The organism is Winogradskyella vincentii (genome assembly GCF_020166345.1).
Lineage (GTDB): Bacteria > Bacteroidota > Bacteroidia > Flavobacteriales > Flavobacteriaceae > Winogradskyella > Winogradskyella vincentii.
This window is the reverse complement of sequence record NZ_JAIUJS010000007.1, coordinates 69,349-82,143: the sequence shown is the minus strand read 5'-3', so window position 1 is coordinate 82,143 and position 12,795 is coordinate 69,349. Positions and strand designations below refer to the sequence as shown.

At 33.3% G+C, this 12,795-nt stretch carries 12 protein-coding genes; 4 read left to right on the top strand and 8 right to left on the bottom strand.

Features of this window, described 5'->3' with window-relative positions; genetic code table 11:
• Positions 1-41: 41 nt before the first annotated feature.
• Genes LBV24_RS12325 through radC form a run of 3 tightly spaced genes read right to left on the bottom strand, consistent with a single transcriptional unit; the run spans position 42 to position 2,718 of the window.
• Entirely contained in the window at positions 42-728 is a 687-nt protein-coding gene (locus tag LBV24_RS12325; RefSeq protein WP_224478981.1) for a YjjG family noncanonical pyrimidine nucleotidase, read from the bottom strand.
• Positions 725-2,020, bottom strand: a complete 1,296-nt coding sequence (locus LBV24_RS12320; protein WP_224478980.1) for a polysaccharide deacetylase family protein — start codon at positions 2,018-2,020, stop codon at positions 725-727. Before LBV24_RS12320 ends, LBV24_RS12325 begins: the two co-directional genes overlap by 4 nt.
• Complete coding sequence (gene radC / locus LBV24_RS12315; RefSeq protein ID WP_224478979.1) at positions 2,020-2,718, bottom strand: RadC family protein; 699 nt, start codon at positions 2,716-2,718, stop codon at positions 2,020-2,022. Before radC ends, LBV24_RS12320 begins: the two co-directional genes overlap by 1 nt.
• 52 nt (positions 2,719-2,770) lie before the next feature.
• Here radC and LBV24_RS12310 point away from each other — a divergent pair, with 52 nt between their 5' ends.
• From LBV24_RS12310 to LBV24_RS12295, 4 genes are read left to right on the top strand one after another with little or no spacing between them, the layout of a single operon-like run.
• On the top strand, positions 2,771-3,214 hold the full coding sequence (locus LBV24_RS12310) for a DUF1569 domain-containing protein (protein WP_224478978.1): 444 nt from the start codon (positions 2,771-2,773) through the stop codon (positions 3,212-3,214).
• Complete coding sequence (locus LBV24_RS12305; RefSeq protein ID WP_224478977.1) at positions 3,214-3,804, top strand: FMN-binding negative transcriptional regulator; 591 nt, start codon at positions 3,214-3,216, stop codon at positions 3,802-3,804. The genes LBV24_RS12310 and LBV24_RS12305 overlap by 1 nt, the downstream gene beginning before the upstream one ends.
• Positions 3,805-3,834: 30 nt before the next feature.
• A complete protein-coding gene (locus tag LBV24_RS12300; RefSeq protein WP_224478976.1) occupies positions 3,835-4,725 on the top strand; it encodes a dienelactone hydrolase family protein in 891 nt (296 codons plus the stop codon).
• A 29-nt stretch (positions 4,726-4,754) separates the two neighbouring features.
• A complete protein-coding gene (locus LBV24_RS12295; protein WP_224478975.1) occupies positions 4,755-5,516 on the top strand; it encodes a trypsin-like serine protease in 762 nt (253 codons plus the stop codon).
• A gap of 94 nt (positions 5,517-5,610) precedes the next feature.
• On the opposite strand, the gene LBV24_RS12290 is transcribed toward LBV24_RS12295, so the two are convergent.
• The 5 genes from LBV24_RS12290 to LBV24_RS12270 form a co-directional block, all read right to left on the bottom strand.
• Positions 5,611-6,696 (bottom strand): hypothetical protein, encoded by a 1,086-nt coding sequence (locus LBV24_RS12290; RefSeq protein ID WP_224478974.1) that lies wholly within the window; start codon positions 6,694-6,696, stop codon positions 5,611-5,613.
• Positions 6,697-6,943: 247 nt separating this feature from the next.
• Entirely contained in the window at positions 6,944-8,299 is a 1,356-nt protein-coding gene (locus LBV24_RS12285) for a UDP-N-acetylmuramate--L-alanine ligase (protein ID WP_224478973.1), read from the bottom strand.
• A 66-nt stretch (positions 8,300-8,365) separates the two neighbouring features.
• Complete coding sequence (locus LBV24_RS12280) at positions 8,366-9,769, bottom strand: TolC family protein (protein ID WP_224478972.1); 1,404 nt, start codon at positions 9,767-9,769, stop codon at positions 8,366-8,368.
• A 2-nt stretch (positions 9,770-9,771) separates the two neighbouring features.
• Positions 9,772-11,121: an HlyD family secretion protein gene (locus LBV24_RS12275; RefSeq protein WP_224478971.1), complete on the bottom strand. Its 1,350-nt coding sequence runs from the start codon at positions 11,119-11,121 to the stop codon at positions 9,772-9,774.
• An 11-nt stretch (positions 11,122-11,132) separates the two neighbouring features.
• Positions 11,133-12,794: a peptidase domain-containing ABC transporter gene (locus tag LBV24_RS12270; protein ID WP_224478970.1), complete on the bottom strand. Its 1,662-nt coding sequence runs from the start codon at positions 12,792-12,794 to the stop codon at positions 11,133-11,135.
• Position 12,795: the final 1 nt, after the last annotated feature.

The window sequence follows — 12,795 nt, the reverse complement described above, 5'->3', positions numbered from 1 at the left end:
AGATTTTAAACAAAAATAGGTATTAAAGCCATTTATTCATATTACAAATGATTAATTAATGCCTTTAACTGTGTTACTCTAACCTGGTCATCACCATTATGTCTGTCCTTGTAGTCAAAATGAATAGTTCGCATTCCAACCTTTTGAGCACCCTCTATATCAGCCTCTAAACTATCACCAATCATCATACTTTCATTAGGGTTAGCTTCAGCACTATTTAGAGCAAAATTGAATATTTTTGGATTTGGCTTCTTTACACCAACCATCTCAGAGTTCGTTACAGTTTTAAAGTATGATCTTATTTTTGAATTTTGCATCTTCCTTTCCTGGGCCTCTTCAAACCCATTTGTTATAATGTGCAAATGATATTTATATTGCAAATATTCAAGTACCTCAATAGTTCCTTCAAATAAATGATTAAATGTCGTCAAGTAGTCTATATATGCCACAGACAGATGGTTAATCATATCATCGTTAACCGAAACTCCTACAGTATCAAAAGCTTCCTTTAATCTCCCATAGCGCAAATCAGGTTTACTGACACGTTCCTCTCTGTACAATTTCCAATATTTGAGGTTGATAGGTTCATAAACTTCCAAAAAAGTACCCAATTCAATATTTATATTGTTGAGTTCAAATATTTTTTTAAACGTTAGACCAGAATTTTTATCAAAATCCCAAAGAGTATGATCTAAATCAAAGAAGACATGTTTTATTCCGTTGTTCATTCAGCTGATTCTAGTATTAAATTGAATAATGATCTAAACCCTTCCCACCGTTCAGAATCACTAAAAGTGTAATTATGAAATATTGGTGTAAAGGTACCATTTACGGCTTTTATTTCATCTATAAGTTTTTGAAGATGTTCTGTTTTATCTAATTGTGATTGATATTTTAGAAGTGCAAAATCCATGCAGTGATATGGATTAATTTGTAATGGTGTTTGTACTTCGTAATCTAAATCATAAAATTGAAACGGCGTACAAGTACCAGCCCTAAAACCCAAAGTATCTACATAACCCATTGAATAATCTTGATGAATTTCGAGCTCAACAAAATTTCTATAAGACGTTGGTAGGTTTAATTTAGAAAACGAATTTCTTACCGCTTCTAAAACTCTATTAGTAATAACTTCTATTTTTAGCTTTTCCTTTTTTAGTATTGTAAGATCATCTAGAGCAAAATAAGAGGCTTTAATACCCACATCACAATAGTCCGCTACAGATTTAATTAGTGAAATAAATTCCTTTTTGTTTGTGTTTATGTTTTTATCATAGGTAGAATAATCTCCTAATAAAAACAAAACCATGAATTTTTTCTTAAACTGTTTTTGTTTGGTAATTATCCATTTAAAAGTGTCGTAAGGATCTCTCTTAAAACCCATTAAAACAGAATATCTTTGATATAATTGTTTTAGTTTAAAACGGCCTATATCACTTAAGGATCCACCAATTGTCCTTAACAATCCCTTTTGTCTAAAATAATAGGCCATTGGCACATCTATTACTGGATTTACCTCATAATGCCGTTCATTAAAATTATATTCTGGAAACTTCTGCTGTAGTACGTCTCTTAATTTATAGGCCCAAATATCCACAACAGGTTGATTTAAAAACCAGTTTGTATAAGCGATGCTCTCTTTGGCCATAAAACGTCCATACTCATCCTTTACATGAGGAAGATATTCTTCATATCTGCTCAATAAATAGAAAGATGCCGCAAAAATATCATACGGTAGATCACTACGTTCACCAGCAAGAAAAAATCCTTTTGTATTATCCCATGATTGTACGTTTATATCTAAGTCAGATAATCCTTGTTCAAAAAGTAAAGAATGGCTTCTCACAAATAACTCATTACTTAATGGTTGTTTTGTATAAGACATTTTTAAACTATCATGAGCTATAAAATCTTCAACTTTGGAAGTGAATTTCACCTCTAGACCTAATATACGCTTGCAAATATGCTTAAAGGTATATTTTAAGCGTGGTGTAATTTTATGTGTGTAAACTAATAGCATTATAATAAGTCTTCGTCTGCAAAGCTAAAGTAAGACTGTTCAGTTATAATTAAATGGTCTAAAACTTTAATATCCAAACTCTGTGCTCCTTTCTTTAATTTTTGTGTTATGTCTTTGTCTGCCTGACTGGGCTTTAATGTACCTGAAGGATGATTATGGCACAAAATTAATGACGTTGCCCCATACTCTAATGCAGTCTTCAGCACCAATCGCACATCAACTAAAGTACCTGTAATTCCACCCTTACTCAATTGATTTTTCTTAATGATCTTGTTAGAATTGTTTAAGTAGAGAATCCAAAATTCTTCATGTGGTAATTCGCCAACAATTGGTTGCATGGTCTCAAAAACTGTCTTGCTAGAAGTTATTTTTTCTAAAGAAATGGCATCCTCCAATCTGCGTCGCCTTCCTAGCTCCAGAGCTCCAACTATACTTATTGCTTTTGCCTCACCTATTCCTTTAAAGGACATTAATTGCTTAATAGTTAACTTGCCAAGAGCATTTAAATTGTTATCTACACTTGCTAAAATACGCTTGCAAAGATCAACTGCACTTTCTTCCCTGTTTCCTGACCCAATCAAAATTGCCAATAACTCCGCATCACTCAATACAGTTTTCCCTTTATCTCTTAATTTTTCACGTGGTTGATCATCTTGCGACCAATTTTTAATTGAAAACGAACTCGGTTTTTCTGACATGGACTAAAGATAAAAAATTGTAATTTTCAGAATCAATTAAATCACAAGAATTATGAAATCATTTTTCGAAGATGGTGTTTATGAAGAAATTACCTCCAGATTAAATAAGATAAATGAGGAGACCCAACCAAAATGGGGAAAAATGAATGCAGGTCAAATGTTACATCACTGCAAAATGCCATTAAATATAATTTTAGAAAAAGAAGATTATGGTGTAAAACCAAACTGGCTTGTAAATTTTTTGTTTAAAAAGTCAATGTACAGTGATAAATTATGGCGAAAAAATTTGCCAACAGCACCAGGATTTAAAATCTCTGACAAGAAAAATTTTGAAAAGGAGAAACAAGAATTCACTAAGCTAATTGAAGAGCTTAACAACCAAAGAAATCGTAACGATTGGCAACCACATCCTGCTTTTGGAAAACTTTCTAAAGATCAATGGGGAAAAATGCAATATAAGCACTTAGATCATCACTTTAGACAATTTGGCGTTTAATGAAATATCCTCCAAAACACCACCAAGACAATAGCATCAATCATATGGTTGATGTTATCAAGACATATCCATTGGCCACTGTTATTTCAGTTAGTGACAACTCTCCATTAATCACACACTTACCTTTGATTTTTGATAATAACAAGCTCATTGGCCATATTGATATCTATAATCCACAAGCTAAGCTACTGAAAGACAATAATGAAGTTACCATATTATTTTCTGGACCAGAATGTTATATCTCACCTAGTGTTTATGGCACAACCCAATTACCAACCTGGAATTATATTAAGGTACATTTAAAAGGAACTGTAGAGGCTATTGAAAGTAAAGAAGCCTTAAAGCAATCCTTAATTTCCATGACAGAATTTTTAGAAGCACCTGACCATAAGTATGTATTAGAACCAGATAACCCACGTCTTGACAGGAATCTCAATTACATTGAAATGTTTGAAATAACCATAACTCATTGGGAAGGAAAATTTAAACTGTCACAAGACAAAAAACCTAGCGATACCCAATTCGCAAGAGAAGAATTAATCAGAGCAAATCAAGAAAGTATTAGACAGTTTTTGGATAAAGTATTTTAATTTCAGCAATAAATTTTAAATAATAGAGACATGAAAGACATTAAAAAAGAAGATATCCAACAAGAAGTTTTTGACTTGTATGATGATTATGCCCACAACAAATTAAACAGAAGGCAATTTGTAGAGAAACTATCTATTTATGCAGTGGGAGGACTTACAGTTTCATCTCTGTTAAGTTTTATGTCTCCCAACTATGTTGACACATTATTGGTTAAACCTAATGATCCAACTTTAGATTCTGAATATATTAATTATGACTCGCCAAATGGTGGAGGCACAATTAAAGGATTATTGTCTAAGCCAAAAAACTTAGATAAAAAATTACCAGGCATAATCGTGGTTCATGAAAACAGAGGCTTAAACCCTTATATTGAAGATGTTGGTCGCAGAGCTGCCAAGGCTGGATTCATATCTCTAGCACCAGATGCTCTCTCACCTTTGGGAGGATATCCTGGTAATGATGATGATGGTAGAACAATGCAAAAGACACGAGATAGAAATGAAATGCTAGAAGATTTTATTGCAGCATATAACCATTTAAAAAACCATAAGGACTGTAATGGCAGCGTTGGTGTAGTTGGCTTTTGTTTTGGTGGTTGGATATCTAATATGATGGCCGTAAGATTGCCTGACTTAGGTGCTGCAGTGCCATATTATGGTAGACAACCTGAAGCTGAAGATGCAAAAAAAATAAAAGCTCCGTTATTACTGCAATATGGAGAATTGGACAAGCGTGTAAATGCAGGTTGGCCAGCTTTTGAATTAGTCTTGAAGGAAAACAAAATAGATTATGAGGCCTATATATATCCTGGTGTAAATCATGGATTTCACAATAATACTACGCCACGTTACGACAAAGAAGCCGCCAATTTATCATGGGATCGCACAATTAAGTTTTTTAAGAAACATTTAAAATCTTAGAATTATAAATTTATTGATCTCTTATAAATATGTCATTAAGGTATATAGTTGTTATTTTCTTATTCTTTGTTTTCTACGCATGCAATGAGGAAAAAGAAATCATTAAAGAAGGATGGATGGAAAGACCCATGTCAGTATGGCCAACCTTTGCATTAACAAATAAGATCAGCTTCACGGACACGACCTTTACTGATCTAGCAAATTCATTTCTTGTTGATACTGGTGTCGATACCATTGGTGTATCATGTAAACACATATTTATGGTATTTCAAAATCGGATTGGTTTAAAAAGCATAGACTTAGGACCTGAATTTAAATATTGGAATTTATATCCGAAGAATAATAATGACAAGATCGTATCATTTGATAAACTGATAAATGCAAATAAAAATGAACAAATTGCGCAATACAACACTCTAAAAGATAGAGATTGGATTATTTTTAATATTGATAGGAACGAAGAATTAATCTATCCATTGAAAATTAGATATTCTCCAATTAAGAAAAATGAAATTGTCTATGCTATTGGCTGGGGAAAAACTCAAAAAGACAATACTTTGCCACAAAAAACAAAACTACAATGTGTAGATAATTTAGGTAATTATTACTATGCAAAGAATTTATCTCCAGATATTTCTCAAATTGGCACCAGTGGTTCTCCAATTATTGATAAAAATGGCTATTTAGTTGGAATTGTTTCTGGAGCAGAGGGAAAACTTGGAGTAATTGGTAGTGTTCATTATTTAAAAAAAATGTTTGACATCTATAAAATTCAGTATATCGAACCATAAACCAACTCTTTTACCTCATCAAATTCAAAACCTCCATTATTATCTGAACTCTTAATTAATTTAAACAAAGTTCTCAAATACTATTGTGAACGAGTTATTTTTGTGAAGCATAATAATCAATCTCAGTCTGCATCCCGTCATATCCATATTCTTTGTCTTGGATATCCATAATTTCTTTAACTTTATCTAGGTTATTATTCCAATATTTAATCATTTCTTTTAATACTCTCTTAGCATTTAAATGTGGATTATTAGACATTTCCAATTGCCAACCCGCAACTATCAAATCTTGAGTCATTACATCAATTTTTGTTTGGGACGAACCTTGGTCAGTCATATATAAATATTGACTAGGATGATTTGCACAAAGAACGGGAGTAATACTTCCGTCTTCTAAAATATTCAAATTAAGCAAAGACAATACCTTTAAATCTTCATTAATTTGATCTCCATATGCATCATTCCCACATAACCAACTTCTTACTGGACCACCATATGCTACAAGAGGTTGCGTCTTATTATCAGCGGAACTTAATTTGATTCGAAGCATCGCTTTTATATAATCAGTGAAAGTATGAGTGTATGTTTCTAAGTCTTTACCGTCATCTCCAGGTGCAGCAAGAGGCACGATATCAATTATTGTTTCCAATTCACTAAAATTATTTTGGTGTTCAGCATTAAAGCCTAAAAGATTTTCCCATCTTCTGTTAGTTGGTGAATACAAATAATCTAAATATACTAAGGATTCCAATGGTGGATAATGCAATAACTGAACAGATTTAGTATTTGCCATACTTAAACCAAATGGAAGTAAAAATTCTACTGGACAATCTACTTGGTCTCCAACTACCTCTTTTTTAAATATTTCAACTCCTATCTTGGCTACCTTTAGCATCTCAGGAACTAGCTTTTCATATGGACTCAAATCGGCATGTTCGCAAAACATTTTTAAAAAATATTCACCTTTATTATTAAGTAAAACTTGTGACCAAGCACCTTTATGATGATCACGAAGTAAAGTTTGATCAAAATAATGTGCTATATACGAAGACAAGGTTGTTAACTGACAATCTTTGCCTTGACCATCCTTCACAATATATCGCTTCTCGGAATATGAGAATATTGTTGCCAGATCTTCCTTATTAAAATCAAGAGGTATAATTATTTTACTTTTTTTCATAATTAAAGGTTTTTAATTTCTGCAAGTTGTTTTAAATCATACCCTTAGGGCTAAGAAATCCAAATATAGTCTATATACTGCTACAACTAACAGAATTTAATCTTATAAACAGTGTCAAATCTGAATGAATTCAATTCTGAGTTTAACTCATAAAATACTATAAATTATTTCGAACCAAAAGTATCCTTTGTTAAAACCAAAAAAAATAATTATATCCCTTTCAATATTTTAAAAAATCGATTAAAAACTAAGTAATCAATGTTTTTACCTCATCAAAATCTAAGCCTCCATAATTACCAGAACTCATTAATAGCAATGATTTATTTTCAAAATTTTGTGAGAACAAGAAGTTTTTAAAATCCTCAGGATTAGTATAGATTATTAAATCATCTCGCTCAAAAGCATTTGCAATTTGCTCGTGAGTAACTTCTTCCAACTTTTTAATTTCAACCGCATGTGGTGAATAAAATACTACTGCTACATCCGCAGCATCAAGGGCACCTTTGTATTCTTTTAAAAATTCTGCATTTAAACTACTATAGGTATGAAGTTCTAGGCATGCTATTAGTTCTCTATCGCTATATTGACTTTTAACAGCTTTAGTTGTAGCCTCTACCTTACTTGGTGAATGTGCAAAATCTTTGTATGCCACACTATTTGAGCTTTCGGCAATTTTCTCTAAGCGTTTACTAGCACCTTTGAAAGTAGATATGGCTTCATAAAAGTCATCTTCATCTATACCCATATGCTGGCAAATCCATTTGGCACCTGCAAGGTTGTTTAGGTTATGTGCACCAAAGACTTCAATTGGCATTGGCCCTTCTGGTGTTTCTAATAAAGTAACACCGTCTTCCACAGAATAATCTGGTGTTCTATACGGTAACTTGCGTATTTGATTTTCTGATGCCAATACAACACGCTTTACTTCTTCATCTTCTTCATTATAATTGATACTTCCTCCCGTTACAATTGAGTCTACAAAAATGCTAAACTGCTCCACGTAATTCTCATATGTTGGAAATACATTGATATGATCCCAAGCTATACCGCTTAGCAATGCAATGTTAGGTTTATACAAATGAAATTTCGGTCGCCTGTCTATTGGAGAACTCAGATATTCATCACCTTCTAAAACAATAAAGTCATTGTCTTCTGTGAGTTTAACCATTACATCAAAACCTTCTAACTGCGCACCAACCATATAATCTACATCTCTATCATGATAGTGCATAACATGCAAAATCATGGATGTAATCGTCGTTTTACCATGGCTTCCGCCAATCACTACTCGTGTTTTGTGCTTGGATTGCTCGTATAGAAATTCTGGATAACTGTAAATTTTAAGGCCTAACTCTTGAGCTTTTAGAAGTTCAGGGTTATCTGCTTTTGCATGCATTCCCAGCACAATCGCATCCAAGTTAGAGGATACTTTTTCCGGAAACCAACCAAATTCTTCGGGTAATAATCCCTTCGCCTCTAACCTAGATCTAGAGGGATCAAAAATTGTATCATCACTTCCTGTGACATTATAACCCTTATTGTGTAAAGCCAAGGCTAGGTTATGCATTGCAGCACCTCCAATAGCAATAAAATGTACATTCATGTAACAAATATCAAACTACATGGTACAATTTCCAAATAACAATGAACTTAATTACAAACTATCTTTTTACAAATCTGGATTGACCGCTAGACTATTAAATAGCTTTGCTTTTGTATTAAAAAATTTGTTCTGAATTGATATCGCTTTTAACTGCCCATCTATTAACTTGGATTCGCGTGAATTGACTAAAAACAATGAACTTTCTCCTAATTGAAATTTACGTTCTTCTGCTTCTAGCATTCTTTCATAATCAGTTACCATTTGATTGGTAATTTCATTCTGTACTACGTAAGAATTGAGTTCTTGCTTTAAGGCATCAATTTTATTCTGAATATTTACACGCGTTGCATCTCTCTCAAATTCAGTATCAGATAGTTTAATCCTTGCAAGTTTTAAATCTCCTCGCTCTTTTCTTAAGAACAACGGAAAACTAATGTTGAGTCCACCTTTGTATTCTGCAGTATTTAAACTTCTTGCCACTTCTGGCACCTCAGTGAGAAAGTTATACTCGACATCAATTCTTGGTAATAACCGATTCGCTTTTAGTCTTGTATCTACCTCCAAACCTTGAATTTTATAATCTAACGATATAATTTTAGGATGTGCTTCAATAATTGCTTCATCCTCTTGCAATTGATTGATATTGAATGTTGCATCTACAATAGGTTCCGTATTAATATCTGGAATCACATTTGGCTGTAACTCTACTGGTGTGTTATTTTCTAACCATAAAAAAGTAGATAATTCTAAAGTGGCTTTCATCAACTTAACCTTTGATTGCTCCAAGCTCAATTTTCGATTATTAAGTGCAATACGAGCTTCTGTAGCATCAATTTGTGCATTTTCTCCCAATTCTACACCACGAAGTATACCACGATACCTCAACTCTGCATTAACCAAAAAGTTTTTAAAAAGCCTTAGTTCATTGTATGCCTTCAGCCAATTAAAATAAACCAATGATGCTTCAAAAAGGATATTATTGACAAAAATATCTCTATCTGCATTTGCCTGTTCTCTAAATAATTTAGCTTGTTTTAAAGATGCCATTCTATCATTTATCAATAATCCTCTTCCTAAGGGAACAGCAACTCCAGCACTGTAAAGTCCATCATCTGGCACAAAGGCTTCAGGATTCAAAAATTCACCAGTATTTTCCTCAAAGGCAGCTTTTAGTTCAACCCCAAACCAAGTGGGTATTTTAAAAGTTCCATTAAGCCTATCAAAATATTCCGTGCCCTTAAACTTCTTACGATCATAGTCTACTTCGAATTTAGGGTCAAAGGCGCCGCGAGATTTCATAAGCTTTGCTTGACTCTCATCTATAACAAGTTCTGCCTGTTTCACAATAGGATGAAATTTTTTTACATAGCCCAAATACTCGTCAAAACGCAATACATTTGATAGTTCTTCTGTCTGTGCACTGCTTAAAAAACCGAAACAAACAAAAATGATAAATAATCTAAATCGCATGTTTATTTCTTTTTAGTTTTTGAATCTTCAATTGGTTGATAATAGTTTGGCGGAAAACCATTTAGTTGTCTCCAAAGCTCAAACCAAATCGGCACATCATCTAACAATGCCATGGTAAATGCACCAGAACCTGCACGTACGTCTTTTGGCCATGGATGGTCCTCAGGATCTGGTTTTAGCAAAACTCTAAATCTTCCGTTTGGACTAATAAATCGCTCAACGGCAACAACTTCACCACCATAAGTACCATATGACACGTTTGGCCATCCGCTAAATACTATTGCAGGCCACCCATCAAATTGTATTCTCACTTTTTCTCCTTTATGTATCAATGGCAAATCAATAGGCTCAACAAATGTTTCAACTGCCAGGTCTACTTCCGCTGGAATTATACCAACAAGTTCTTCACCTTCCTTAAAGGTTTGTCCCACACCACCTCTTAACGCAGTCTGTATATAGCCATCGTAAGGTGCCGTCATAAACATTAAACTATTTCTAATGGTATAATTAGACACTTCATTTTCTAATTTCTGTACTTGTGCCTCAGAGTTAAACTGGCTTGATTGTGCAGAAAACTTATCACTTTCTGCTTTGGATATCTTATCCGCATATTCAGCCCTAACTCTTGAAATTTCGACCTGTGAATTAATTACTTCATTTTTACTTGCCAATAACTTTGCCTCTTGCGAAATCCTTTTTGCCTGCGTTTCTTGTAATTTCACTCTAGCATCTTCAACCTTTTTTAAAGCCGTAAAACCATCTTGAAATAAAGAATCGGCACGGTTATACTTAGTCTGTGCAATAGTTAAATTAATTTTTGCTGCTTCTAAATCAATACTGTCTGCCTCAACCTTTAATCTGGATTGAATTAATTTATTCTGAGCTTGTTCTAACTTGAGCATACGCTCATTTCTAAGGGCTCCTATTCTTACATCTTGGGCTTTTACCTTTTGCTCATATGATTTAACTGCAAATGCCTTTGCATCTCTTTGTTGGGATGTGCGTTGCACTAAATTAGGATCGAAATACTCGCTTTTAATTTCTTCTATCTGCAATAAAGTATCTCCTTTTTTAACGTACTCACCCTCTATCACAAACCATTTCTTAATACTTCCAGGAATTGGAGATTGTATTGTTTGTGGTCGTTGATCTGGAGTTAATGTTGTTACTTCACCTCTACCAGTAATATTCTGAGTCCATGGTAAAAAAAGAATAATAATTCCAAAAATGGCAAACACGCCTAAAAACCTATTGAAGTACTTGTAATACTTACCGTGGAATACACGTTTACCTGATTTAGATTTAGTAATATCAACTGTTTTATTAAGTTGATTATGAGATATATTTAACATTGCTTTTCTTTTTAAATAATTTCACCTTTTTTAAGTGTAATAACCTGTGTACAGTTTTTAGACCAGTCATTGCTAATACTAACAACAACTAACGCCCAAGGGTTAGAACTATCCGTTAAAAATTGTATAATTCTATCCACTTCTGCTGGCTCAAAATGCTCTAGTGGATCTTCTAGAATCAAAAGTTTGGGTTTACTGACTATTGCTCTAGCTAATACAATCTTTTTAGCAACTGTAAATGATATTTGTTTTCCTTCAGGATATAGAACTGTATTTAACCCCTTAGGACTCTCTTTGATGAATTGATTTAAACCAACTTTTTCTATTGCCCATAGAAGTTGCTCATCTGAGATATCTACATTACCAAAAGTGATATTTTCTCTAATGGTTCCCTCAAATGGTGTTTCATCTGCAAGAGATAATCCTAATTTAGACCTGTAGTGATTTAGATTGATGTTTTTCAAAGAGTAATCATCTATAAAAACACTGCCACGTGTAGGCTCAATAACTCCAGCAATTAATCTTAAGAGACTTGATTTACCAGAACCACTTTCACCACGGACCAATATGCGACTCTTAGGCTCAATTTTTAAAGATATATTCTTAAGTATATTCCTATCTTTTTGCGGTACTCTATAATCTACATTGTCTAATTCTAATCTGAAGTTTTCTTTAAATTCAGGTTTATCACCATCCTGCATTTCTAAGTCCTTATCAACGACCTGTCCCATTTTTTCCAATGATGTAAGTACATCGTAAAAGGACTCTAAGCCAAGAATTAGTTTTTCTACAGAATTAATTACTAATAAAATAATGATTTCAGCAGCGACAAACTGACCTATATTCATCTCTTGGTTAAGTACTAATAATCCACCGATAAGTAAAAGCCCTGCAGTTACAACAACTTTGAACCCAATCATTTGAACAAACTGAATCACAAGTATCCTAAAGTGACTTTCGCGCGCCTCTAAATAATCTTTAACCAGTTCATCATTTTTGTTTATAGCCAAGCTCGTTTTACCCGACAATTTAAAACTTACTACAGCTCTCGCAACCTCCTGTATCCAATGCGCTACTTTATACTTATGCTTAGACTCCTGTAAACTGGTATCCATACCCTTTTGCGCAGTGAACTTAAATACTATATAAATAAGAATCAGTAATAGAATGCCAAATGCAATAAAAAATGGGTGATAAAACGATAGCAGTATTAACGCAAATATTATCTGTAAAACTGCTGAAGGAATATCTACCAATATTTTGGCAAGGCCCTTTTGAATATTTAATGTATCAAAAAAACGGTTTGCCAACTCAGGCGGATAATAATTACGTAATTCATTCATTTTAATTTTAGGGAAACGATACGTAAACTCAAATGAAGCTCTTGTAAATATGCGTTGTTGAATGGTTTCAATTATTCTAATTTGCATAAGCTGTAATACACCTACAAAAGCAACACCAGTTGTAACTAGAATTACCAGAACAATCCAAGATGTAGACACTTGAGCTCCTTGAATAAGATTAATAATTGCTTGTATTCCCAATGGAAGTGTCAATGCCAATAGACCAGAAAATATCGCGTAGTATAATACCTGTAATAAATCTTTCTTCTCTAAACGCAATAGGCCTACTAGCCTTTGCAAAGGAGACATTATTTCTTTATTGTTATTCATT